At 70.9% G+C, this 23,061-nt stretch carries 19 protein-coding genes and 1 pseudogene; 9 read left to right on the forward strand and 11 right to left on the reverse strand.

Annotated elements, in window-relative coordinates; genetic code table 11:
* Nucleotides 1-30 precede the first annotated feature (30 nt).
* Nucleotides 31-2,406: a transglycosylase domain-containing protein gene (locus ACWCRJ_RS13800; protein WP_450939600.1), complete on the forward strand. Its 2,376-nt coding sequence runs from the start codon at nucleotides 31-33 to the stop codon at nucleotides 2,404-2,406.
* A gap of 69 nt (nucleotides 2,407-2,475) precedes the next feature.
* Here the strand turns inward: ACWCRJ_RS13800 and ACWCRJ_RS13805 are convergent, their stop codons facing one another.
* From ACWCRJ_RS13805 to ACWCRJ_RS13820, 4 genes are all read right to left on the reverse strand, one after another.
* Nucleotides 2,476-4,593 (reverse strand): SpoIIE family protein phosphatase, encoded by a 2,118-nt coding sequence (locus ACWCRJ_RS13805; protein WP_450939487.1) that lies wholly within the window; start codon nucleotides 4,591-4,593, stop codon nucleotides 2,476-2,478.
* Nucleotides 4,594-4,936: 343 nt separating this feature from the next.
* On the reverse strand, nucleotides 4,937-5,629 hold the full coding sequence (gene fomD / locus ACWCRJ_RS13810) for a cytidylyl-2-hydroxypropylphosphonate hydrolase (RefSeq protein ID WP_450939488.1): 693 nt from the start codon (nucleotides 5,627-5,629) through the stop codon (nucleotides 4,937-4,939).
* A gap of 114 nt (nucleotides 5,630-5,743) precedes the next feature.
* Nucleotides 5,744-7,129: a class II fumarate hydratase gene (locus ACWCRJ_RS13815; RefSeq protein ID WP_450939489.1), complete on the reverse strand. Its 1,386-nt coding sequence runs from the start codon at nucleotides 7,127-7,129 to the stop codon at nucleotides 5,744-5,746.
* On the reverse strand, nucleotides 7,122-7,319 hold the full coding sequence (locus ACWCRJ_RS13820; RefSeq protein WP_450939490.1) for a hypothetical protein: 198 nt from the start codon (nucleotides 7,317-7,319) through the stop codon (nucleotides 7,122-7,124). The genes ACWCRJ_RS13815 and ACWCRJ_RS13820 overlap by 8 nt, the downstream gene beginning before the upstream one ends.
* Here ACWCRJ_RS13820 and ACWCRJ_RS13825 point away from each other — a divergent pair.
* Nucleotides 7,303-8,031, forward strand: coding sequence for a hypothetical protein (locus ACWCRJ_RS13825; protein ID WP_450939491.1), 729 nt, complete (start codon nucleotides 7,303-7,305; stop codon nucleotides 8,029-8,031). The two genes, ACWCRJ_RS13820 and ACWCRJ_RS13825, sit on opposite strands and share 17 nt — an antisense overlap.
* Before the next feature lie 412 nt (nucleotides 8,032-8,443).
* Here ACWCRJ_RS13825 and ACWCRJ_RS13830 read toward each other — a convergent pair whose 3' ends face one another.
* The gene (locus tag ACWCRJ_RS13830) at nucleotides 8,444-10,111 is read right to left on the reverse strand and encodes a fumarate hydratase (protein ID WP_450939492.1); all 1,668 of its coding nucleotides are present in this window, start codon (nucleotides 10,109-10,111) and stop codon (nucleotides 8,444-8,446) included.
* 189 nt (nucleotides 10,112-10,300) lie between these two features.
* On the opposite strand from ACWCRJ_RS13830, the gene ACWCRJ_RS13835 reads away from it, so the two are divergent.
* Together ACWCRJ_RS13835 and ACWCRJ_RS13840 are read left to right on the forward strand one after the other, a co-directional pair.
* On the forward strand, nucleotides 10,301-11,026 hold the full coding sequence (locus tag ACWCRJ_RS13835; RefSeq protein WP_005480707.1) for a DUF1707 SHOCT-like domain-containing protein: 726 nt from the start codon (nucleotides 10,301-10,303) through the stop codon (nucleotides 11,024-11,026).
* Between the two features lie 173 nt (nucleotides 11,027-11,199).
* Nucleotides 11,200-11,577 carry a WhiB family transcriptional regulator gene (locus ACWCRJ_RS13840; protein ID WP_078907616.1) on the forward strand — a complete coding sequence of 126 codons (378 nt, stop codon included), beginning with the start codon at nucleotides 11,200-11,202 and terminating at the stop codon, nucleotides 11,575-11,577.
* Nucleotides 11,578-11,667: 90 nt separating this feature from the next.
* Here ACWCRJ_RS13840 and glpX read toward each other — a convergent pair whose 3' ends face one another.
* Complete coding sequence (glpX, locus tag ACWCRJ_RS13845) at nucleotides 11,668-12,702, reverse strand: class II fructose-bisphosphatase (protein WP_005480703.1); 1,035 nt, start codon at nucleotides 12,700-12,702, stop codon at nucleotides 11,668-11,670.
* Between the two features lie 125 nt (nucleotides 12,703-12,827).
* Between glpX and ACWCRJ_RS13850 the strand changes: the two genes are divergently transcribed.
* Nucleotides 12,828-13,346, forward strand: coding sequence for a DUF4245 domain-containing protein (locus ACWCRJ_RS13850; protein WP_450939493.1), 519 nt, complete (start codon nucleotides 12,828-12,830; stop codon nucleotides 13,344-13,346).
* Between the two features lie 106 nt (nucleotides 13,347-13,452).
* Here ACWCRJ_RS13850 and ACWCRJ_RS13855 read toward each other — a convergent pair whose 3' ends face one another.
* The 3 genes from ACWCRJ_RS13855 to xseA all read right to left on the reverse strand — a co-directional run bounded on the left by ACWCRJ_RS13855 (nucleotide 13,453) and on the right by xseA (nucleotide 15,769).
* Nucleotides 13,453-14,043, reverse strand: coding sequence for a malonic semialdehyde reductase (locus tag ACWCRJ_RS13855; RefSeq protein ID WP_450939494.1), 591 nt, complete (start codon nucleotides 14,041-14,043; stop codon nucleotides 13,453-13,455).
* Between the two features lie 144 nt (nucleotides 14,044-14,187).
* Complete coding sequence (locus tag ACWCRJ_RS13860; RefSeq protein ID WP_450939495.1) at nucleotides 14,188-14,472, reverse strand: exodeoxyribonuclease VII small subunit; 285 nt, start codon at nucleotides 14,470-14,472, stop codon at nucleotides 14,188-14,190.
* 10 nt (nucleotides 14,473-14,482) lie between these two features.
* Complete coding sequence (gene xseA / locus ACWCRJ_RS13865) at nucleotides 14,483-15,769, reverse strand: exodeoxyribonuclease VII large subunit (RefSeq protein ID WP_450939496.1); 1,287 nt, start codon at nucleotides 15,767-15,769, stop codon at nucleotides 14,483-14,485.
* A gap of 322 nt (nucleotides 15,770-16,091) precedes the next feature.
* On the opposite strand from xseA, the gene ACWCRJ_RS13870 reads away from it, so the two are divergent.
* Nucleotides 16,092-17,093: a 4-hydroxy-3-methylbut-2-enyl diphosphate reductase gene (locus tag ACWCRJ_RS13870; protein WP_450939497.1), complete on the forward strand. Its 1,002-nt coding sequence runs from the start codon at nucleotides 16,092-16,094 to the stop codon at nucleotides 17,091-17,093.
* A gap of 141 nt (nucleotides 17,094-17,234) precedes the next feature.
* Nucleotides 17,235-17,981, forward strand: coding sequence for a polyphosphate--glucose phosphotransferase (gene ppgK / locus ACWCRJ_RS13875; RefSeq protein ID WP_450939498.1), 747 nt, complete (start codon nucleotides 17,235-17,237; stop codon nucleotides 17,979-17,981).
* 49 nt (nucleotides 17,982-18,030) lie between these two features.
* Here ppgK and ACWCRJ_RS13880 read toward each other — a convergent pair whose 3' ends face one another.
* Complete coding sequence (locus ACWCRJ_RS13880; RefSeq protein ID WP_450939499.1) at nucleotides 18,031-18,597, reverse strand: DUF6542 domain-containing protein; 567 nt, start codon at nucleotides 18,595-18,597, stop codon at nucleotides 18,031-18,033.
* Between the two features lie 414 nt (nucleotides 18,598-19,011).
* Here ACWCRJ_RS13880 and ychF point away from each other — a divergent pair, with 414 nt between their 5' ends.
* Together ychF and ACWCRJ_RS13890 are read left to right on the forward strand one after the other, a co-directional pair.
* A complete protein-coding gene (ychF, locus tag ACWCRJ_RS13885) occupies nucleotides 19,012-20,100 on the forward strand; it encodes a redox-regulated ATPase YchF (protein ID WP_046917296.1) in 1,089 nt (362 codons plus the stop codon).
* Nucleotides 20,101-20,443: 343 nt separating this feature from the next.
* Nucleotides 20,444-21,598, forward strand: a pseudogene (locus tag ACWCRJ_RS13890) (SNF2-related protein); the annotation flags it as partial.
* A gap of 258 nt (nucleotides 21,599-21,856) precedes the next feature.
* Here ACWCRJ_RS13890 and ACWCRJ_RS13895 read toward each other — a convergent pair.
* Complete coding sequence (locus ACWCRJ_RS13895; protein WP_450939500.1) at nucleotides 21,857-22,963, reverse strand: pyridoxal-phosphate dependent enzyme; 1,107 nt, start codon at nucleotides 22,961-22,963, stop codon at nucleotides 21,857-21,859.
* Between the last annotated feature and the right edge of the window lie 98 nt (nucleotides 22,964-23,061).

The raw sequence follows: 23,061 nt of genomic DNA on the forward strand, positions 1-23,061 counted from the left end.
ACCGAGAAGAAGTCGGAGCGGACCGGAGCCATGGGACGAGCGGAAGAAAGACGAGCGCGGCAGCGCGGCGGTCGCCGCGCGGCGCCCCAGCGCTCGTCCGGGAGCGAAGCGGGGGCGACGGCCGTCATATCCCCGCCCGAGGGCGGCGGCCGGGCGGCGGCCAGGGCGGCGGCCAAGGGCGGCGGCAAGAAGAAGAAGCAGCAGAGCTTCCTGCGCCGTCTCTTCACCTGGAAGAAGATCCTCGGCACGTTCTTCGGCGTCTGCCTGCTCGGCATGGGTGCCTTCGTGGCGCTCTACCTGTCGATCGACGTTCCCAAGGACGGCAACCCCCAGGCCACCCAGGAAAGCAACGTCTACAAGTTCTCCAACGGCAAGATCTTCGCCCGCACCGGTAACACCAACCGCGAGATCGTCGAACTCAAGGACGTCCCCAAGGACGTGCAGATGACCTTCGTCGCCGCCGAGAACAAGACCTTCTACTCGGACCCCGGCGTCGACTTCAAGGGCATGGCCCGCGGTGTGATCAACACCTTGTCCGGCAAGGGCAAGCAGGGCGGCTCGACGATCACCCAGCAGTACGTCAAGAACTACTACCTGACGTCCGACCAGACGGTGACCCGCAAGCTCAACGAGCTGGTCATCTCCCTGAAGCTGGAGCGCAACGAGACCAAGGACTACATCCTCGCGGGCTACATCAACACCAGCTTCTACGGCCGCAGCGCCTGGGGCATCCAGGCCGCCGCGCAGGCGTACTTCCGCGAGGACGCCAATGACCTCAGCGTCGAGCAGGGCGCCTACCTCGCCGCGCTGCTGCAGGCCCCCAGCCAGTACGACCTCGCCACCGCCACCCCGACCGGCAGGAAGCTGGTCACGGCGCGCTGGAACTACGTCCTGGACAACATGGTCGAGATGAAGGAGCTGAAGGCCTCGGTGCGCGAGGGCATGAAGATGCCCAAGCTGAAGCCGCCCCTGACCGCCCCCGGCATGGCCGGCCAGAACGGCTACCTGGTCGACGCCGCCAACAACCAGCTGGCCAAGCAGCTCGTGGTCGAGGACAAGGCGTCCGACTTCGAGGAAGCCAAGACGAAGATCGACCTGGGCGGCTGGAACGTCACGCTGAACATCAACCCGAAGAAGCAGGCCGCGCTGGAGAAGGCGGTCAAGCAGCGCCTCACCAGCAAGCTCGACACCAAGAAGCGCAAGGTCGACAAGTACATCCAGGCCGGCGCGGTCTCGGTCGACCCGAAGACGGGCAAGATCGTCGCCATGTACGGCGGCGTCGACTACGTGAAGCACTTCACGAACAACGCCACCCGCCGGGACTACCAGCCCGCCTCCACCTTCAAGCCGGTCATCCTCGCCGCGGCCGTCGACGAGGACGCCGAGACCCAGGACGGCGACCCGATCACCGCCAGCACCGTCTACGACGGTGACAGCAGGCACAAGGTGATGGACGACGGCACCGCGGTCGGCTTCAACCCGCCGAACGAGGACAACGTCGACTACGGCGACGTCACCGTCCAGACCGCCATGAACAAGTCCATCAACTCCGTCTTCGCGCAGATGGGCGTCGACGTGGGCATGGAGAAGGTCATGGAGGTCGCCGGGAGGCTCGGCATGGACACCGAGGGCATGCAGGCCGTCCCCGCCCAGACCCTGGGCTCCATGGGCGCCAGCCCGCTGGAGATGGCCGGTATCTACGCCACGCTCGACAACCACGGCAAGAAGGTCACCCCGACCCTCCTCGCCTCGGCCACGCACCGGGACGGCGAGGTCGAGTTCCCCGATCCGATCGGTGATCAGGTCATCAGCGAGGAGGCCGCCGACACGGTCACCTCGGTCCTCACCGGCGTGGTCGACGACGGTACGGCCAAGACCTCCGTCCGCGACAACCCGTCCCGCAACGGCCAGCAGGTCGCCGGCAAGACGGGTACCTCCGACGAGAACCGCTCCGCCTGGTTCACCGGCTACACCCCGAACCTCGTGACCTCCGTCGGCCTCTTCGGCGAGGACATGAGCAAGAACGGCAAGCACGTCTCGATGTACAACGCCGTCGGCGTCCCCCGGGTCAACGGCGGTGGCTTCCCGGCCCAGATCTGGGCCACCTACACCTTCGGCGTCATGGGCAAGCCCACCAAGTTCGACCTGGACACCAAGCAGGGAGCGGCGGTCGCGCCCACCGAGTCGGCGACCCCCTCGGTGACCCCGAGCGAGACCCCGTCCGAGACCCCCAGCAGCGAGCCCCCGACGTCCTCCGAGCCTCCGACGGCCTCGGAGTCGCCCTCGGAGTCGCCCTCGGAGTCGCCCCCGGAGTCGAGCCCGGAGGAGTCCCCGTCGGCGACCCAGTCGGACGACGGTGACTTCCCGTTCCCGCCCGATCCCAACGATCCACAGGTGGACGACTAGCGCGGGACCAGCGCACGACGAAGAGGGGGCGCCCGGTGATCACCGGGCGCCCCCTCTTCGTCTTCCGTGTCAGGCCTGGTTGAGCTCGAACCACACGACCTTCCCCGCACTCAACCGCGTGGCCCCCCACCGCTTCGCCAGCCGGTTGACCAGGTAGAGCCCACGGCCCCCCTCGTCCGTCGCCCGGGCCTGCCGGAGCCGGGGCAGCTGCGGCACGTCGTCGGTCACCTCGCACCGCAGCACATCGGTGCGCAGCAACCGCAGGGTGACCGGACGCGTCGCGTACCGCACCGCGTTCGTCACGACCTCGCTGATCAACAGCTCGACCGAGTCGGTCAACTCCTCCAGGCCCCAACGGGACAAAGCGTGCCGGGCCAGCCGGCGCGCGCGCCCCGGAGCCATCTCCTCCGGCTCCAGGAACCAGTACGCGACATCGCTGGGAGCGATCCCATCGAACCGCGCGGCGAGCAGCGCGATGTCGTCGTCCCGGTCACCCGGGCCGAGCATGTCGAGCACCTCGTCGCACAGCGCTTCCAGCGGCGGCGGATGGTCCGGCCCGGTCAGCTGCGCGGTCGCGGCCAGCTTCTCCCGCAACTGCTCTATACCGGTCCACACGTCCCGGAGCCGGGACTCCACGAGCCCGTCGGTGTACAGCAGCAGCGTGCCACCGGCCGGCGCGTCCAGCTCGACCGCCTCGAAGTCCACGCCGCCCACGCCGATCGGCGCACCCGGCGGCACCCGCAGCACCTCGGCACGCCCGCCCAGATGCAGCAGCACCGGCGGCGGATGGCCCGCGTTGGCGATGGTGATGCGGTGCGAGACCGGGTCGTACACGGCGTACAGACAGGTCGCCATGCGATCCGTACCGAGCCGCTGGGCCTGTTCGTCGAGGTGGTGCAGCACCTCCTGCGGCGGCAGATCCAGCCCGGCCAGCGTCTGCGCGGTGGTCCGCAGCTGCCCCATGATCGCGGCAGAGGTCATCGAATGACCCATCACGTCACCCACGACCAGCGCGACCCGGCTCCCCGGCAGGGGAATCGCGTCGTACCAGTCACCGCCGACCCGCGCCGTCTCGGCGGCCGGCAGATACCGGTGCGCGAGCCGTACGCCGGTGCACTTCGGCAGCGCCTCCGGCAGCATCGTGCGCTGCAGCTCGTCGGCGATGTACGCCTCGCGGCCGTACAGCACGGCCTTGTCGATGCCGAGCGCGCTGTGCGTGGCGAGCTGGGCGGCGACCAGCAGGTCGTCCTGCTCGAACGCCATCCGCTCCGGGCGGCGCAGGAAGACCGCGGCGCCGATCACCCGGCGCCGGCCGCGCAGCGGGGCGAGGATCGCCCGCTGGCCGGTCGGCACCGTCAGCTCCGCGTCCGGGCCCAGCAGTTCGGGCAGCGCGTCGTGTGCGGCCGGCGCGTCCGCGAAGACCGGACGCACCCCCCGCAGCACCTCGGCGAGCGCCCCTCCGGGCCGTACCTCGCACTGCTCGGCCGTGACGACCGCCAGATCCACCGGCTGCTCCGGCTGGAGCGCGGACGGCATGAAGCCGCCCTCGGTGTCCCGCTCCTCGGGGATCCGGTCGGTGCGGCGCAGCCGCAGCACCATGGGCCCGGTCGGCCGCTCGTCACCGACCGGCAGCGGCTCGCGCAGATACACGAGGATCGCGTCCGAGAACGTCGGCACGGTGGCCCGGCACAGACCCATCACGATCTCGTCCAGGTCTATGCCCCGGGCGATCCGCCGGGTCGCGGCGCCGACGAACCGCAGCCGGTCGCCGTCCCGCCGCATGGGCATGGGGGCGCCCGGCGCCACTCCCTGCCCGCTGCGCCGCTCCAGAGCGCCGACGGTCCCGCCGGACCGTTCCGCCTCACCGCCGGGCTGCGCCGGGATGGTCTCCGGCGCGGGGCGCGGGCGGTGTGGGGGGTCGGGTTCGGCGGCCGCGGGCTGGGAGTGCTCGGAGACCGCCGGCTGGGCGTGCTCCGAGGGGGCCTGTCCGCCCTTCGCGCAGGACGTCGCGGTGCCTGGCTCGGCCGGCGCGTCACCCATGCGTGCCTGAGCGGGTAAAGCCGCGGCGGGCGCGGTACGCATCGACTCCTGCGTACGCAGGAGCGCCCCGCGGGGATCCGTGGGGCCGGCGCCGCCCTGAGGGCGCTCGTGGGAGGTGGGGTGCTCCGTCACGCGTGTCGAATCCATCCGTCCGGGACTGCGCGTCGTGTGCGCAGTGCGTCCCGCAAACCCGATACTTCGTCCCGCAGAAAGGCCGATACCCGGATTACGTGTCCTGGGAACGGAATTCCCGCGTGGTCAGAGGCAGTTCCTGTGCCACACACGGTACCGGCGGGCACGGCGAACGACAGTACAGCCCGTCCACCGGGCCGTCTCCGGCTCGCCCCGGTGTAACCCTCGTACCCCTTGATCACGTCTTGCCGCCCCTCGGTGACGTACGGTCAAGCCCTGCCCGAACTGCGGGAGTTGCCCCTGTGAACTCTTGCGGAGGACGATCCTACGGTTGCGGACCCGGGGCGCATCAAGGGTCTCATGAGGACAAGTGCGCGGGCGTACGGTCCCAGTCGTCCGGGAGAGACGGTACTCCCCATGCCGGATTCGGGCGCCAGTGCTGCCAGCCGTCCGCGAACGGCTGGCCCCACGCGCGGATCACCTCCACCGCGGACCGGCCCGCCTCCCGCACCCGCTCGGCCGCCGACGCGTCCATCAGGCCGTCCTGCTGGGCCTGCGCGAACTCGTCCTCGTCGAGCCAGGCCCAGGACCGGTCAGGGTAGACGCAGATGTCCAGGAAGTGGTCCTCGGAGTCCACACCGCCGTCCCAACGGGCCAGTGGCGTCTCCAGGTTGACGTACCAGTTCTTGAAACGCCAACCCTGCTCCCAGAAAAGCCACACCGACCACGGCTCGCCCGGCCGTGCGAGCTTCAGCACCCCGGTGCCGGACCAGCGGCCGTGCCGCACGCCGCGCGGTTTCTTGTAACGCGACGCGAGCGGCTCGGAGTTCAGCGAGGTGCCGTCGGCCAGCACCGGCCGTACACACTCGGTGCCGGGCGCCAGCCACACGGCCAGCGACTCGGCGTCGTCGCGTACGACCGTGACGGGGCGCGCGATATGGAAGCGTTCGCCGCCGTTCTCCCGGTAACGCCACAGGATCTGACTCCCCGGCTCCCAGAATGCCGCCGACCCGCCCGCTTCCACTCGTCTCACCACTCCGTCGTCTCCCATGCGCAGATATTAGGTGTCATGCGCATATGACGCTGCGGTACCGCTTACGGTTCACGCCTTGGCGGGAATCGGTTACCCGCGCGACACCCACGACGGCCGGAACTCGCCGTACGGTCACGGCCGTGTCATCCGCAGGACATCCAGCGCCTCGTCGAGCTGTTCCTGGGTCAGGTCGCCCCGCTCCACGTATCCGCCCTCCAGGACGGCCTCCCGGATGGTCTTCCGTTCCGCGAGCGCCCTCTTGGCGACCTTCGCGGCCTCCTCGTACCCGATGTACTTGTTGAGCGGGGTGACCACCGACGGCGAGGACTCCGCGTACTCGCGGGCCCGTTCCCGGTGGGCGACGATCCCGTCCACCGTCCGGTCGGCGAGCAGCCGCGAGACGTTGGCGAGCAGCCGGACGGACTCCAGGACGTTCTTGGCGATGACGGGCAGCATGACGTTCAGCTCGAAGTTGCCGGACGCGCCCGCCGTGGTGACCGTGACGTCGTTGCCCGTGACCTGCGCGGCGACCATGAGCACGGCCTCCGGGATCACCGGGTTGACCTTGCCGGGCATGATCGAGGACCCGGGCTGGAGGTCCGGCAGGGAGATCTCCGCGAGACCGGTCCTCGGCCCCGACGCCATCCACCGCAGATCATTGGCGATCTTGGTGAGGGACACGGCGATCGTACGGAGCTGTCCGGACGTCTCGACGAGCCCGTCCCGCGCCCCCTGCGCCTCGAAGTGGTCCCGCGCCTCGGTGAGCGGCAGCCCGGTGACCCGCGCGACCTCCGCGATGACGGCGGCGGAGAACCCGGGGGGCGTGTTGATGCCGGTCCCCACGGCCGTGCCGCCCAGCGGGAGTTCGGCGAGCCGGGGGAGCGAGGCCGTGAGCCGCTCGACGCCGTACCGCACCTGGGCCGCGTACCCGCCGAACTCCTGGCCGAGAGTCACCGGTGTCGCGTCCATGAGGTGCGTACGACCGGACTTCACCACGTCGGAGAATTCCGCGGACTTGCGCTCCAGGGCGGCGCCCAGATGCTCCAGGGCCGGGATCAGGTCACGGGTGACGGCGGCGGTGGCGGCGATGTGGATCGAGGAGGGGAAGACGTCGTTGGACGACTGCGAGGCGTTCACATGGTCGTTGGGGTGCACGTCCCGGCCGAGCCGCTCGCTCGCCAGTGTGGCGATGACCTCGTTGGTGTTCATGTTCGACGAGGTGCCGGAGCCGGTCTGGAACACGTCCACCGGGAAGTGCTCGTCCCAGCGCCCCTCGGCGACCTCCTCCGCCGCGTCCCGGACGGCCTCGGCGATGTCCTTGTCGAGCACGCCCAGTTCGGCGTTGACCGTCGCGGCGGCGCCCTTGATGCGGGCCAGGGCCTCGATGTGGGCGCGCTCGATGTGCTGCCCCGAGATCGGGAAGTTCTCGACCGCCCGCTGTGTCTGGGCCCGCCACTTGGCGTCCGCCGGCACGCGGACCTCGCCCATGGAGTCGTGTTCGACGCGGTAGTCACTCATGCCAGGTACAGCGTCCGGACCGGGCCCGGTGTTCCCGGCCGTACCCCGTGAGGGTGAGCGTGAAATTCCGCACGCCGATGTCGGTGACGTGCAGTACGGTCGCCGCGATGAGCCGATCGCCGAACGTGATGTCGAATGAAATATCGAATGAAGTGTCGAAGAAGGAACGTGCATTGAGAAGTGCTGTCATACGCCGGTCCTGCGTGGCCGGTGTCGCCGCCCTGTCCCTGACCCTGCTCGCCGCGTGCTCGGACTCCGGCGGGAGCGGGGGAGAGGGCGACTCGGGCGGTAAGGCCCTCTCCGCCGCGGACCTGGAGAAGGTGGTCCTGAAGGACGGGGACGTGAAGGGCCACAAGGTCAGCGAGCCCACCGGCACGGTGGACCGGAAGGACATCGAGCCGGGCACCGACGCGTGCGCGCCCGTCGCGTACGCCATGCTCGGCTCCGTCGTCGACGAGCCGGCCGCGACCGTGCAGCGCGAGACGCAGAAGAAGATCGACCCCGCCGAGGCCGCCAAGAGCGGTGACGTCTCGGGCCTCGACGCCACCCGCACCCTGCTCCGCCTGACCTCCTACGACGGCTCGGCCGCCCAGAAGGTGATGAAGTCCCTCGCCACCTCGGCCAAGGACTGCGCGGACGGCTTCGAGGTCACGGCCGACGGCACCTCCCAGCAGGTCACCAAGGTCTCCACGGACCCCGCGCCCGAGGGAGCCGACGAGGCGATCGCCCTCACCTTCCTCAGCGAGGCCGAGGGCACGAAGATCCCGATGAAGGTCGTCGTCTTCCGCGAGGGCGGCACCGTCGGCTACGTCACCGCCCTGAACCTGGCCTCGGCCGCGTCCGGCAAGGACTTCGAGTTCCCGGCGGAGGTCGTGGACGCACAGGTGAAGAAGCTCGCGTAACCGTTCGACGAGGCCCGTTCAGGGCCGAAGCGGACGCGGGTGGGCGGCAGCGCCCTGGCGGGGTCGAAGGGGCAGCGCGGCTGGGGAGGGACGGGTCGGGGGCGGCGGGGGCGAGAACCGCCCCCGACCGCCCCGAACCCGCTACCGCTGCGCCGGCGCCGGCCCCGGCCCCGGCCCCCGGGATCGACGGGAACGTCGAGTCCGAGCGGCGCCGGGTTCTGGATGAAGTCGTTCGACTTGTTCGCCCGGCGGCACCATTTCATCCTGTCCGGCGCTTGCGGACGGGCCCGTTCACGGCCGCAGCGGGGTGCGGGGGAGGGCGGCGCCCTGGCGGGGTCGAAGGGGCGGAGCCCCTGGGGAGGGACGGGTTGGGGCGGCGGGGGCGGAATCCGTGCCCGCCGCCCCGCAGAAGCTACGCCAGCCCCGGCCCCCGCACCGGAATGGTCGTGAACGTCGGCGCCGGCGCCGGGTCCTGGAAGAAGTCGTTGCCCTTGTCGTCGACGACGATGAACGCCGGGAAGTCCTCGACCTCGATCTTCCAGACGGCCTCCATACCGAGCTCCTCGTACTCGACGACCTCGACCTTCTTGATGCAGTCCTGGGCGAGACGGGCGGCGGGACCACCGATGGAGCCGAGGTAGAAGCCGCCGTGCGTGTCGCACGCGTCCGTGACCTGCTTGCTGCGGTTGCCCTTGGCCAGCATCACCTTGGAGCCGCCCGCCGCCTGGAACTGCTCGACGTAGGAGTCCATGCGGCCGGCCGTGGTCGGGCCGAAGGAGCCGGACGCGTAGCCCGCCGGGGTCTTCGCGGGACCGGCGTAGTACACCGGGTGGTCCTTCAGGTACTGCGGCATCTCCTCGCCCGCGTCGAGGCGTTCCTTGATCTTGGCGTGCGCGATGTCCCGCGCCACGACCAGCGGCCCGGAGAGCGACAGCCGCGTCTTCACCGGGTACTTGGTCAGCTCGGCGAGGATGTCGTCCATCGGCTGGTTGAGGTCGATCCGCACGACGTCCGACGACTCGTCGAGGTGCTCGTCCGTGGTCTCGGGGAGGAACCGCGCCGGGTCCGTCTCCAGCTGCTCCAGGAAGACACCCTCGGCGGTGATCTTCGCGACGGCCTGCCGGTCGGCCGAGCAGGACACGGCGATCGCGACGGGGCACGAGGCACCGTGCCGCGGCAGCCGGACGACCCGCACGTCGTGGCAGAAGTACTTGCCGCCGAACTGCGCGCCGATCCCGATCTTCTGCGTCAGCTCGAAGACCTTCTCCTCCAGCTCCTTGTCCCGGAAACCGTGTCCGAGCGGCGAGCCCTCGGCCGGGATCTCGTCCAGGTAGTGCGCGGAGGCGTACTTCGCGGTCTTCAGCGCGTACTCGGCGCTCGTACCGCCCACCACGATCGCGAGGTGGTACGGCGGGCACGCGGCCGTGCCCAGCGAACGGATCTTCTGCTCCAGGAACTTCATCATGGAGGCCTCGTTCAGGACGGCCTTCGTCTCCTGGTACAGGAACGACTTGTTGGCCGACCCGCCGCCCTTGGCCATGAACAGGAACTTGTAGGCGCCGCCGTCGGTGGCGTACAGCTCGATCTGCGCCGGCAGGTTCGACCCGGTGTTCTTCTCCTCCCACATGGTGAGCGGAGCCATCTGCGAGTAGCGCAGGTTCAGGTTCAGATAGGCGTCGTAGATGCCCTGGGACAGGGCCTTCTCGTCCCCGCCCTCGGTGAGCACGTTCTGCCCGCGCTTGCCCATGACGATCGCCGTACCGGTGTCCTGGCACATGGGAAGGACGCCCGCGGCCGCGATGTTCGCGTTCTTCAGCAGGTCCAGGGCGACGAACTTGTCGTTGCCCGACGCCTCGGGGTCGTCGATGATCCGGCGGAGCTGTGCGAGGTGCGCCGGCCGCAGGTAGTGCTGGATGTCGTGGATGGCCTCGGCGGCCAGCTTGCGCAGCGCCTCCGGCTCCACCTTGAGGAACGTGCGCCCGTCGGCCTCGAAGGTGGAGACACCCTCGGAGGTCACCAGCCGGTACGGGGTGGTGTCCTCTCCCATGGGGAGCAGATCGGTGTACTCGAACTCAGGCATGTCGCCCATTCCTCACTCGGCACTCGGCTCTCGGCGCTCGACAAGACGGCGCGGCTGGCCTCCATCGGCAGCGCTCACCAGCGTAGAACCTGGCGCTGAGGCGGGGCTTGTGAGGTAAGGCTCAGTTCGCCGGCCCGGAGTTGTCCACACCCCTGGTCGCGATCTATCGCGAGTGGGTAATCTGCTGTCGTGGACCTTCAGAAGCGCCCCACCCAGGAACCGCCGTTGCCGTCTGCCGAGCTGCGCGCCTCGGACGCCGACCGCGACCGGATCGCCGACCTCCTGCGCGACGCCCTCGCCGAGGGCCGCCTCACCGCCGAGGAGCACTCCGAGCGGGTCGAGGGCGTGCTCGCCGCCCGGACGGTGGGCGAGCTGGACGTCTTCGTGCGGGACCTGCCGGCCGGCCAGGCGGCCCGCAGGGCGGCACCGGCGTATGTGCCGCCGGTCTCCTCCGTGCCCAACCGCCCGACGCCCGGCGCCATCCCGCTCGACCCCGACGACCGCCTGATGGCCGTCTTCAGTGCCTCGATGCGCAAGGGCCGCTTCCGGGCCGGCCGGCGCATCCACGCGTACGCGATATTCGGCAGCGTCGAGATCGACCTCAGCGAGGCGATATTCGAGCACCGGCAGGTGATGATCAAGGCGATTTCGGTCTTCGGCAGCGTCGAGGTCCGCGTCCCGGAGAACGTCTCGCTGCGTGGCAGCGGCGGCGGCATCCTCGGCAACTTCGAGGTGCACGCGCTCGATTCGGGCGAGACCGACGCCCCGGTGGTCTACGTGGACGGCCTCGCCGTCCTCGGGAACATCGAGGCGAGGCCGAAGCGGGGGAAGGTGATCGCCGACCTCCTCGGCCGGGTCTCCGACCATGTCGCCCGCAAGGTGGACGATCATTTGCGCAAACACCAGGATCGTTGACGGGTGTGAATTCGACCACGTCCGGACATGACCCGAGGGGGCCGGTCCGGTTGTGCTCGCGCGGTGTGGGCGGCGAATTCCAGCGGATCGGGACTCAGTGCATAGGCCCGCGCACAGCGGGTAGGCCTTGCTGCATCGTCTCTCGCTCGCGAAGCCGTCGTCAGGAGTAGACCGTGCTGCATCCGCCGCATTCGTCCCTGCAGGTCGCTGCTGTTCCGCCCCAGCGGGTGCCAGTGCGAGACCGGGATCAGGACGCCCCGTGGCACACGGAGGCCGTGTGCCGGCGCGACGAGGCCGGGCTGTTCTTCGCCCCCTCCAAGGAGCCCACCGCGTCCCGGCTCTCCCGCGAGGAAGCCGCCAAGCGCGTCTGTGCCCGCTGCCCCGTCATGGTCGAGTGCCGGGAACACGCACTCCTGCAACCCGAGCCCTACGGAGTCTGGGGCGGCCTGACCGCGGCCGAACGCCGGGTCGTCCTGGCCCGCAGGCGCCGCCGGGACCTGGAACTGAACAAGACGGCACGGACGAACGGGGCGATAGCCGCCGCCGGTTGACGCCGGTACGGACATGGCGAGGGCGCCCTCTCCGCACAAGAGGGCGCCCTCGCCGTGTACGGCCGCGCCGCGAGGGCGCGACCGGCGGAGCTACTTGGCCTTCTCGAAGTCGATCGAGCTGTAGGCCCGCAGCTTGCTCAGCCGGTGCGTCGAATCGATCCGCCGCACCGTTCCCGACTTCGACCGCATCACGATCGAGTCGGTCGTCGCGGTCTCCGAGCGGTAGCGCACACCCCGCAGCAGCTCCCCGTCCGTGATGCCGGTCGCCACGAAGAACACGTTCTCCCCGGACACCAGGTCGTCGGTCGTCAGGACCCGGTCGAGGTCGTGGCCCGCGTCGATCGCCCGCTGGCGCTCCGCGTCGTCCTTCGGCCACAACTTGCCCTGGATCGTGCCGCCGAGGCACTTCACCGCGCAGGCCGAGATGATGCCCTCGGGCGTGCCGCCGACCCCGAGCAGCAGGTCGACACCGGTGCCCTCCCGCAGCGCCAGGATCGAGCCGGCGACATCACCGTCGGAGATCAGCTTGATCCGTGCTCCGGCCTCGCGGATCTCCTTGATGATTCCTTCGTGCCGCGGCCGGTCGAGGATGACCACGGTCACGTCGTCCGGCGCGGACCGCTTGGCCTTGGCCACCCGGCGGATGTTCACGGAGATCGGCGCGTCGATGTCGACGAAGTCGGCCGCCTCGGGCCCGGTGACCAGCTTGTCCATGTAGAAGACGGCCGAGGGGTCGAACATGGTGCCCCGGTCGGCGGCCGCGAGCACGGCGATCGCGTTGGTCATGCCCTTGGCCGTGAGCGTCGTACCGTCGATCGGGTCGACGGCGATGTCGCACTCCGGGCCGGTGCCGTCACCGACGCGCTCGCCGTTGAAGAGCATCGGGGCCTCGTCCTTCTCGCCCTCCCCGATCACGACGACGCCGTTCATGGACACGGTGGAGACGAGGGTGCGCATGGCGCGCACGGCGGCGCCGTCCGCCCCGTTCTTGTCTCCGCGCCCGACCCAGCGGCCCGCCGCCATCGCGGCCGCCTCGGTCACCCGGACGAGCTCCAGGGCGAGGTTGCGGTCGGGGGCCTCGGAGGGCACTTCCAGTTCGGACGGCAGCTGATGATTCTCGGTCATCGGAGCGCACCTTTCTGATACGACGACGGCCGGATGAGGGTTCTGCCCGACTCTATCGTCAGTCCGACAAAATGAGCAGGGGACCCCACGGATGAGCGGGCCGGTGCACCTGCGACGATGAGGACGTGGCAGGTACGAAAGGCAAGCAGACCGTTCGCGACATGGTCCTCTCCCTGGGGATCATCGTGCTGGCGGCATGGGTCATCTATCTCTTCATCCCGCACGACGAGGCCGAGCAGGAGCCGAAGCGCGTCGACTACCGCGTCGAACTGCTGACGGCGCGTCGCGCGGCCTCCTACCCGGTGGTCGCGCCCGAGGGGCTGCCCAAGACCTGGAAGGCGACCTCCGTCCGCTTCCGGGGCGACGAGTCGGACCACTGGCACCTCGGCTTCCACGACCCCGACGGCCGGTACGTGGCGGTCGAACAGTCCGCGGAGAAGCCGTCCCGGTTCATCGCGGACGCCACCCAGGACGCGCGGAAGACCGGTACGACGCAGGAGATCGGCGACGAGACCTGGACGCGATACGAGGGCGACCGCTACGACGCCCTCGTCCTGAGCGGCGAGGGCTCCACGACCGTGGTCACGGGCTCCGCGTCGTTCGACCGGCTGACGAAGATGGCCGAGGCGCTCAGGACCGGGTGACGGGCGCGGGTGGAGAACCCGCCGCGAACGCGACGAAGGGCCCCGGCGGGAACGCCGGGGCCCTTCGTGGTGTGCGGCTGCGGGTGGTGCGTCGCCGCGGTGGGACTCAGACCGTGGTGACGACGTGGCCGAAGTCGAGCCGCGGGGAGCGCGGGTGGGACGCGCCCTCGCCGGGCCGGCCGATGTTGACCACCATCAGCGGGGTGTGGTCGTCGTCCAGGAACTCCTTCTGGACCCCGGCGAAGTCGAAGCCGGTCATCGGGCCGGCGGCCAGGCCGGCGGCGCGGACGCCGATGATGAAGTACGCGGCCTGGAGGGCGGCGTTCATGCCGGCGGCGGACTCACGGGCGGCGCGCTCGGCGAAGAAGAGGTCCTTGGCCTGCGGGAACGCCGGGAACAGGGTCGGCAGCTCCTCGTGGAACTCGTTGTCCGCGGCGAGGATCGCGACCAGGGGAGCGGTGGCGGTCTTGGCCTGGTTGCCCTCGGCCATGTGCGGCACCAGACGCTCACGGGCCTCGGCGGAGCGGACCAGGACGATACGCAGCGGGGTCTGGTTGAACGCGGTCGGGCCGTACTTGACCAGGTCGTAGATCGCCTGCACCTGCTCCTCGGTCACCGGCTCGTCGGTGAACGTGTTCGCGGTGTGGGCCTCGCGGAACAGCAGGTCCTGGGCGGCGGGGTCAAGAACGAGGGACATGAGGCAACCTTCGTGCGAGAGCGGGTGTACGTCCTCGACCGTACGTGGAGGAAGTTCAAAGTTCAACAAAAGCTCGGCCGTGGTGATCCACTTCACAGCGCCTCGGTGTTCGGTGCCCCGGCCCCTCGCGACGGGCCGCCGGAGTCACTTGCCCCGGCCCGCGGCCTCCGCGTCGCCCTCGTCGTCCTCCGCCAGCGCCGCGTCCAGCCGCGCCCGCGCCCCGTCCAGCCAGCGGCGGCAGACCCTGGCCAGCTCCTCGCCGCGTTCCCAGAGGGCGAGGGACTCCTCCAGCGTCGTACCGCCCGCCTCCAGGCGGCGCACGACGTCGATCAGCTCGTCCCGCGCCTGCTCGTATCCCAGGGCGCGGTCGGTCTCGGAGGCCCCGGCCGCCTCGGTCGTCCCGTCGGCCTCGCTCACGTTGCTGGTCATGCGGCCCACCTTATGCGTCCCCTCCGACAGTGCCTGGTGCGCCGACAGTCCCTGGTGCACCGGCCGCCCCCGTGGAGTCCCCGGTCCCCGTGCCGTCGGCCCGGACGGCGAACTCGCCCTCGGCCACCCGTGCCCGCAACGGCTCCCCGGGTTCGACCTCGTCCGGCGCGCGGACCACATGGCCGTCGGCCTTCTGCAGCACCGCGTACCCCCGCTGGAGCGTCGCCGCGGGGGAGAGGGCCACCACGCGTGCGTGCGTGTGCGTCAACTCCGAGACCGCGCGGTCCAGATGGTGCCCGAGGCAGCGGCGGCCCCGGTCCAGCAGTGAGCCCACGTGGTCGGCGCGCTCGTCGATCATGCGGTGCGGATCCTCCATCGAGGGGCGCGCGAGGGCGTGCGCGAGCCCCCGCTCCTCGCGCTCCACGAGCGCCTCCGCGCACCGGCGCGCCCGGTCGCGCAGCCACCGCACCCGCTCGTACTCCTCGCCCACGTCCGGCACGACCTTCTTGGCCGCGTCGGTCGGCGTGGACGCGCGCAGGTCCGCCACATAGTCCAGCAGCGGGGTGTCCGGCTCGTGCCCGATCGCCGACACGACCGGCGTACGACAGGACGCGACCGCCCGGACGAGCTGTTCGTCGGAGAACGGCAGCAGGTCCTCGACGCTGCCTCCGCCGCGCGCCACGACGATGACGTCCACGCCGTCCATCGCGTCCAGCTCCTTCACCGCCTGCACGACCTGGGGCACCGCGTGCACCCCCTGCACGGCGACGTTGCGCACCTCGAAGCGGACGGCCGGCCAGCGGTGCCGGGCGTTCTCCAGCACGTCCCGCTCGGCCGCCGAGGCCCGGCCGCACACCAGCCCGATCAGCTGCGGCAGGAAGGGCAGCGCCTTCTTCCGCTCCGGCGCGAACAGCCCCTCCGCGGCCAGCGACTTCTTCAACTGTTCCAGCCGGGCCAGCAGTTCGCCGACCCCGACCGGCTTTATCTCCGTGGCCCGCAGCGACAGCTGGCCGCGCGGCGCGTACCACTCCGGCTTCGCCAGGACGACGACCCGTGCGCCCTCGCTCACCACGTCGGCCACCGCGTCGAACACCTGCCGGTAGCAGGTCACGCCCACGGAGATGTCGTGCGACGGGTCCCGCAGCGTGAGGAACACGACGCCCGCGCCCGGGCGCCGCGACAGCTGGGTGATCTGTCCCTCGACCCACACCGCGCCGAGCCGGTCGATCCAGCCGCCGATGAGGCGGGAGACCTCGCCGACGGGGAGGGGGGATTCGGCGGACGTGTTGAGTGCCATGCGCCGAGCGTAACGGGGGGCACGGACAAGGGCGCCTAGCCGCTCGGGGGTTCGGGTTCGTCGGGTGCGGCCCGGTGGGGGCTGGTCGCGCAGTTCCCCGCGCCCCTGAAAAGCAGGGGCTGCGCCCCGTGCTTTTCGATCCGCGGCCCCGTCGCCTTTCAGCCCCGCGGCCCGTCGTCTTCCAGGCCCGCAGGGGCCTGGCCTTCAGGGGCGCGGGGAACTGCGCGACCAGCCCCCACGCGCCCGCACCCGACAACGCACCGCCCCCCTCCCACCCCGCTCCCCCGCTCCCCCGGCGGAGCCACCCCCTACGATGGACACCATGACCGCTTCGCCTGGCCGCCGCCGTGTCCTCCTCGCCGCCCCGCGCGGCTACTGCGCGGGTGTCGACCGCGCGGTGATCGCCGTCGAGAAGGCCCTGGAGCAGTACGGGGCCCCGATCTACGTCCGCCACGAGATCGTCCACAACAAGTACGTCGTGCAGACGCTGGAGCGGAAGGGCGCCATCTTCGTCGAGCAGACGGAAGAGGTCCCCGAGGGGAACATCGTCATGTTCTCGGCGCACGGCGTCGCCCCGACCGTCCACGACGAGGCCGCCCGCGGCAGGCTCGCCACCATCGACGCGACCTGCCCGCTGGTCACCAAGGTCCACAAGGAAGCGATCCGGTACGCCCAGGACGACTTCGACATCCTCCTGATCGGGCACGAGGGGCACGAGGAGGTCATCGGCACCTCGGGCGAGGCGCCGGACCACATCCAGCTCGTCGACGGCCCCGAGGACGTCGCCAAGGTCGAGGTCCGCGACCCGTCGAAGATCGTCTGGCTCTCCCAGACCACCCTCTCCGTCGACGAGACGATGGAGACGGTCGGCGCGCTCAAGGAGAAGTTCCCGCTGCTCGTCTCGCCGCCCAGCGACGACATCTGCTACGCCACGCAGAACCGCCAGCTCGCCGTGAAGCAGATGGGCGCCGAGGCGGAACTGGTCATCGTGGTCGGCTCCCGCAACTCCTCCAACTCGGTCCGGCTCGTCGAGGTCGCCAAGCTCGCCGGCTCCCGCGAGGCCTACCTCGTGGACTTCGCGAGCGAGATCGACGAGGCCTGGCTGGAGGGCGTGGAGACCGTCGGCGTCACCTCGGGCGCCTCCGTGCCGGAGGTCCTCGTCGAGGAGGTCCTCGAATGGCTCTCCCAGCGCGGCTACGGGGACGTCGAACTGGTCAAGGCCGCCGAGGAGTCGATCACCTTCTCCCTGCCCAAGGAACTCCGCCGCGACCTGCGCGAGGAGGCCGCCTCCCTGGTCGCCGAGCGCACCGGCCAGGGCGCCTGACCCTCCCCGCACCCGCCGTACGGCCCCGGAACGTGAAGGTTCCGGGGCCGTACGCGTCCCACGGCGTGAGGATCCGGACGCCCGGCGGCGGCCGGGCACCTCACCGACGTGACTGTCAGTCGTACGACGTAACGTAGGGCCATGCACATCTTCGGCGTGGACATCGGTGGTTCCGGGATCAAGGGCGCACCCGTGGACCTGGACCTGGGCGACCTGGCGGACGAGCGACACAAGGTGCTGACCCCGCACCCGGCGACGCCCGACTCGGTGGCCGACGGGGTCAAGGAGGTCGTCGACCACTTCGGCTGGACCGGCCCGGTCGGCATCACCTTCCCCGGCGTGGTCACGGGCGGCGCCACGATCCGTACGGCGGCCAACGTCGACAAGAGCTGGATCGACGTGGACGCGCGCGCCCTGCTGAGCGAGCGCATCGGCGGCCTGCCGGTGACCGTGGTGAACGACGCGGACGCGGCGGGCGTCGCCGAGATGCAGTTCGGAGCCGGGCGCGACCGTCAGGGCACGGTCATCCTGCTCACCTTCGGCACGGGCATCGGCAGCGCCGTCTTCTCCGACGGCGTCCTCGTCCCCAACACGGAGCTGGGCCACCTGGAGCTGCACGGCCACGACGCGGAGACGCGCGCCTCCACCAAGGCGAAGGAAGACCACGACCTGACCTATGAGCACTGGGCCAGGCGCGTCACCAAGTACCTCGCCCACGTCGAGATGCTCTTCTCGCCCGAACTGTTCATCATCGGCGGCGGCGTCAGCCGCAAGTCGGCGAAGTTCCTGCACCTACTCGAGGGGATCAGGGCGGAGATCGTCCCGGCCCAGCTGCAGAACAACGCGGGCATCGTGGGCGCGGCGATGCGGGCGGCGAAGGCCGGCTAGGAGAGGGCGGCGCACCGGGGCGGGGCGCGGGCGGGAGCCCGCAACGCCCCTAACGTCCCCGGGGGACGGTGTCGCGCGGCCGGGCCGGGGGCCTCGGAGTACGCGGCCCGACCGGCCGGTGGCCGTCCGTTTCCCGGGCCCGGACACCGGCCGTCCGGCCCGGACCATCCGCTTCCGGGCCCCGGCGCTGCCCGCCCTGCCCGCCGACCCGCGCCCGGCCCTCCCGGACGTACCGTTCCCGCTCGGCGGCCCGGTGGGCCATCAGGCGGAGCTTGCGCACGGTCACGATGACGCCGGCGACGAGCGTGCCGCCGTACAGCCAGCCCGCCTGCATGGCGAGGGCGGTGACGAGAGCCATGAGATGCCCGCCGAGGCCGCCCTCACCCTCCGCCAGCAGCGGCAGTCCGGCCGCGAAGGCGATGGGGACGACGACGGGGGCGCTCGCCAGGTCATCGGGCCGTACCCACACCGCCGTCAACGCGCTGACCAGCAGGAACAGCAGCCCGTAGAGGGCCGGGGACGCGCCGAACAGCAACCGGTCGAGGCAGGCGAGCACGAACATCGCCGCCCCGCAGAACAACCCGCAGCCCAGGTCGGTGAGGCGGGGATCCGGCATCCGGCGCACGGCCCGCGCGACGCTCCGCACGGCTCGGACCGGCGGGGGTACGGGCCCGCGCGCGACCGGAGCACGAGGCGGCACGCTCGCGCCGGGTACCCGGCCCCCTCTGCCGGCCTGCGGGGGAAGAGGCGGTGTGCCGCGCGGCGGCCCGGTCCGAGGGGGATGTGTCCTCTGCTGCTGCTCCACTCGTCCAACTTAGGTCGGTTAATGTGCCGAATGGGTTCCGAGACACGCCGTCGAGCGGACCTTGGCCAAGCGTTCGACAGCTCGCCGGACCGGGTGTCGGCACGCCGTAAACTGGGGGATCGGCCGGTCCTCCGGCCGCTGGGGCACGATCCGCCGGACTGGCCTCAGGCCCTGCCGCCCCAGCCCCCGGCCGCCTGGCCCTCCTACATACGGGAAGTCGCAAACGTGTCGCTCACGATCGGAATCGTCGGTCTGCCCAACGTCGGCAAGTCGACCCTGTTCAACGCCCTGACCAAGAACGACGTGCTGGCGGCCAACTACCCGTTCGCCACGATCGAGCCGAACGTCGGCGTGGTGGGCGTCCCGGACGAGCGCCTGACCAAGCTGGCCGAGATCTTCAGCTCGCAGCGCGTCCTCCCGGCGACCGTCGACTTCGTCGACATCGCGGGCATCGTGCGCGGCGCCAGCGAGGGCGAGGGCCTCGGCAACAAGTTCCTCGCGAACATCCGCGAGTCGGACGCGATCTGCCAGGTCATCCGTGCCTTCCAGGACGAGAACGTCGTGCACGTCGACGGCAAGGTCTCGCCGAAGGACGACATCGAGACGATCAACACCGAGCTGATCCTCGCCGACCTGCAGACCATCGAGAAGGTACTGCCGCGTCTCCAGAAGGAGTCGCGCATCAAGAAGGACATCGTCCCGAAGGTCGCCGCCGTCGAGGCCGCCAAGGAGATCCTGGAGAAGGGCGACACCCTCTTCTCCCAGGGCATCGTGCAGGGCTCCGGCAACGAGGAACTCCTCCACGACCTGCACCTGCTCACCACCAAGCCGTTCCTGTACGTCTTCAACGTCGACGAGGACGAGCTGACCGACGAGGACTTCAAGAACGAGCAGCGCGCGCTGGTGGCCCCCGCCGAGGCGATCTTCCTCAACGCCAAGCTGGAGCAGGACCTCGCCGAGCTGGACGAGGCGGACGCGATGGAGCTGCTGGAGTCGGTCGGCGCCGAGGAGCCGGGCCTGGCCACCCTCGCCCGGGTCGGCTTCGACACCCTGGGCCTGCAGACCTACCTCACGGCCGGCCCCAAGGAATCCCGCGCCTGGACCATCAAGAAGGGCGCCACGGCCCCCGAGGCGGCCGGTGTGATCCACACCGACTTCCAGAAGGGCTTCATCAAGGCCGAGGTCATCTCCTTCGCCGACCTCGTCGAAACAGGCTCCGTCGCCGAGGCCCGCGCCAAGGGCAAGGCCCGCATGGAGGGCAAGGAGTACGTGATGCAGGACGGGGACGTGGTGGAGTTCCGCTTCAACGTGTAGTCATGTGTGTCGCTGTGCGCCACGTGATTCGTCAAGCGTGCAGGTCAGAAGGGGTCGTCTCCTCCCGGGGCCGGCCCCTTCGTGGTCACGTCGATCGTGTGGACGACGCGGTGGTGTCGAAGCCGAGGGGGTAGCTCTTCAGCTCGGTCGGCTTGGCCAGGATGCGCGGCGCCCTGTCGCGTGGGTCTTGCGAAGCCCGGCCCGCGCCTCTGGCCGGAAGACGGTTCGTACTCACTCACCGGCCGTGAATTCGTACCGTTGATCCGCAGGGAGCCGTGAAGGCCCGTCGAGGCCCGGTGCGGCGGTGGCAGGATGCGGGGAGGGCCGGAGAGGGGCGGGACGTGTGGGGCGCGGCGAGCGGGACACCATCGCGAGGGGAGCGCGACTCCACGAGGCCGCGCAGTCCGTGGTCGGTGACCACGGCAGGGCGGTGGAGGCGGTACGGGCGGCACTGAAGCCGATCCACGACGAGGCGGTGAAGCGGGAGCTCGACGCCATTCCCGTCGCCCGGCTGCAGGACGTCACCGAAGGGCGGCTGCGCCTCGGGAGCGTCGAGAAGAGCGGCCTACGAACCCTGGGCAGCGTTCTCGAAGCGGGCCCCTACCGGCTGCGGCAGATTCCCGGTGTCGGACAGCGCACCGTCGACCACATGCTCGCCGCCGCCCGCCGGCTCTCCGAGGCTGTGCACGAGACCGTGGCCGTCCACATCGACGTGGACCGGCCGGAACCGCGCACCACAGCGCTCGTCATGGCCCTGCACGTCCTGGTGGAGGCAGGCCCGGACGCGCGGCGTGCGGTCGACAAGGCAACCGTCCTGACGAAACGGCTCGGTCCGTTGCTGGCCGACGCGAGGCCCGCCGCCGGCAGGGTCCGGATGCTTCTGGCCGGCCAGGAGAAGAAGGCTCGCGCGCGGGCGGCGGTCGCCGAGACCCGGTCGCTGGTGGACGAGGCGGAGCGGGCGGGCCTGCCCGAGCTGCTCGCCCAGGCGTCGGTGGACCTGCTCCGGGGGCTCTCGTCCGACGTCGCGGCCTGGGTGGACTTCGAACTTCGTTCCGCCGAGATCTCGGGGCGGCTGCCGGACACGGCCGCCGCCGAGGGCTTCCTGCCGGACGAGGTGGCGGAGCGGGTACGGACCCAGCACCTCGACGACACGCACCGGCGGGTCTCCTTGCGCGGTTACCAGGCGTTCGGCGCGCGGTTCGCGCTCGCGCAGCGCAAGGTGCTGCTCGGCGACGAGATGGGCCTCGGGAAGACCATCCAGGCGATCGCTGTCCTCGCCCACCTGGCCGCCGAGGGGCAGAGCCGGTTCATGGTCGTCTGCCCGGCGAGCGTCCTCGTGAACTGGACACGGGAGACCGAGGCCCGTAGCGCCCTGCGCGTCACGGTGCTCCACGGCCCCGACCGGCACTACGCGTTCGCCGACTGGAAGGGGCGGGGCGGCGTCGGGGTGACCACGTTCGACGCGCTGCGCGGCGGGTGTCGATCTCCCGGCGCGGGCAGTCCTTCAGCAGGTGGTCCGCATCGGGCTGGGAGGGGAATCCCATGTGGGTGGCACTGGCGATACTCGGCGTGCTCGTGGTGTTCAACGGTGAGTTCCGGGTGCTGGCGGTAGCCGCCGGGGCACTCCTGCTGTGGGTCGGGCACAAGCGGAGCAGCATGCTGCTGACGGCGATCGGCGCGGGCTTCCTGGCGCTGATGCTGTACGCGGCCTACTGACCCCCGACTCCGGCCCCGGTCCGGGCGACGCCTTCGGTCCTCAGCCTCCCGCCAACCCCGTCTTCACCCCCGCGCCGCACAACGGCACCACCGCCGTGCGCGCCCCCAGCGCCCCCTCCCGTACGGCCGCCCAGCAGGCCACGCCCGTGGACTCGACGTACAGGCCCCGGGAGGCCAGGTCGCGTTGGGCGTGGCGGAGCTGGTCCTCGGTGACGGTGAGGAAGGTACCGCCGGAGTCGCGGACCGCGCGGAGGATCTGGCGGGCCCGGGGCGGGCGGGGGATGGCGATGCCCTCGGCGAGGGTGGGTGCCGTGGTGGTGTCGCCGACGAGGTCGTCGGCGCCCTCGGTCCATGCGTGGGCCAGAGGTGCCACGGCGGCCGACTGGACGGCGCAGAGGGCCGGGCGGCGGTCGATGAGGCCCGCCGCGTGCAGTTCGGCGACGGCGAGGGCCGCGCCCAGCAGCAGCGTGCCGTTGCCGACGGGGACTACGAGCACCTCGGGGAGCCGGCCGCCGAGGTCCTCCCACAGTTCGTGGACGTAGGTCTTGGTGCCGTGCAGGAAGTACGGGTTGTAGACGTGCGAGGCGTAGAAGACGCCGTCCGCGTCCGCCGCCTCCCGGGCCGCGCGGGCCGTCGCCTCGCGGCCGCCGTCGACGAGGTGGAGCTGTGCGCCGTGGGCGCCGATCTGCTCCAGCTTCTTGTCCGAGGTGCCGAGCGGGGCGTACACCGTGCAGGGCAGCGCGGCCCGGGCGCAGTACGCGGCGACCGCCGTGCCCGCGTTGCCGCTGCTGTCGGCGATCACCCGCCGGGGCCCCAGCCGCAGCGCCAGCTCGGCGAGCAGTACCGCGCCCCGGTCCTTGAAGGAGAGCGTCGGCATCAGGAAGTCGAGCTTGGCCCGGATGCCGTCCTTCAGCTCGACGAGCGGCGTCCGGCCCTCGCCGAGGGAGACGGTGGGCGAGGCCAGGGGGAGGCATTCCGCGTAGCGCCAGAGCGAGTTCACCCGGCCGGTCAGGGATTTGAGCGGCGCCGGTGTGGGCGCGAAGTCCAGATCGAGGGGGCCGCGGCAGGCCGGGCAGCACCAGGCGAGGGAGGCGGCGGGGACGCGCGTGCCGTCCGTCGGGCAGAAGCGATCCGGCAGAGGGGTCATGGGCGAAGGGTAGTGGCGTCGGTCCGGTTGTCCGGGACGGTCGGTGACGGTGCGTCATGGCGCTGCGGTGGTCGGTGGCGCGTTCGCAGCCGGTGATC

The organism is Streptomyces sp. NPDC002324 (genome assembly GCF_053593335.1).

Excerpts from the sequence above, each read along its gene's own strand:
- ACWCRJ_RS13800 (WP_450939600.1), top strand. The coding sequence starts at position 31 with ATGGGACGAGCGGAAGAAAGACGAGCGCGGCAGCGCGGCGGTCGCCGC.
- ACWCRJ_RS13870 (WP_450939497.1), top strand. The coding sequence starts at position 16,092 with ATGACCGCTTCGCCTGGCCGCCGCCGTGTCCTCCTCGCCGCCCCGCGC.
- xseA (WP_450939496.1), bottom strand. The coding sequence starts at position 15,769 with ATGGCACTCAACACGTCCGCCGAATCCCCCCTCCCCGTCGGCGAGGTC.
- glpX (WP_005480703.1), bottom strand. The coding sequence starts at position 12,702 with ATGACCGAGAATCATCAGCTGCCGTCCGAACTGGAAGTGCCCTCCGAG.
- ACWCRJ_RS13820 (WP_450939490.1), bottom strand. The coding sequence starts at position 7,319 with ATGACAGCACTTCTCAATGCACGTTCCTTCTTCGACACTTCATTCGAT.
- ACWCRJ_RS13895 (WP_450939500.1), bottom strand. The coding sequence starts at position 22,963 with ATGACCCCTCTGCCGGATCGCTTCTGCCCGACGGACGGCACGCGCGTC.
- fomD (WP_450939488.1), bottom strand. The coding sequence starts at position 5,629 with ATGGGAGACGACGGAGTGGTGAGACGAGTGGAAGCGGGCGGGTCGGCG.
- ACWCRJ_RS13830 (WP_450939492.1), bottom strand. The coding sequence starts at position 10,111 with ATGCCTGAGTTCGAGTACACCGATCTGCTCCCCATGGGAGAGGACACC.
- ACWCRJ_RS13880 (WP_450939499.1), bottom strand. The coding sequence starts at position 18,597 with ATGCCGGATCCCCGCCTCACCGACCTGGGCTGCGGGTTGTTCTGCGGG.
- ACWCRJ_RS13860 (WP_450939495.1), bottom strand. The coding sequence starts at position 14,472 with ATGACCAGCAACGTGAGCGAGGCCGACGGGACGACCGAGGCGGCCGGG.
- ppgK (WP_450939498.1), top strand. The coding sequence starts at position 17,235 with ATGCACATCTTCGGCGTGGACATCGGTGGTTCCGGGATCAAGGGCGCA.
- ACWCRJ_RS13855 (WP_450939494.1), bottom strand. The coding sequence starts at position 14,043 with ATGTCCCTCGTTCTTGACCCCGCCGCCCAGGACCTGCTGTTCCGCGAG.
- ACWCRJ_RS13805 (WP_450939487.1), bottom strand. The coding sequence starts at position 4,593 with ATGGATTCGACACGCGTGACGGAGCACCCCACCTCCCACGAGCGCCCT.
- ACWCRJ_RS13815 (WP_450939489.1), bottom strand. The coding sequence starts at position 7,129 with ATGAGTGACTACCGCGTCGAACACGACTCCATGGGCGAGGTCCGCGTG.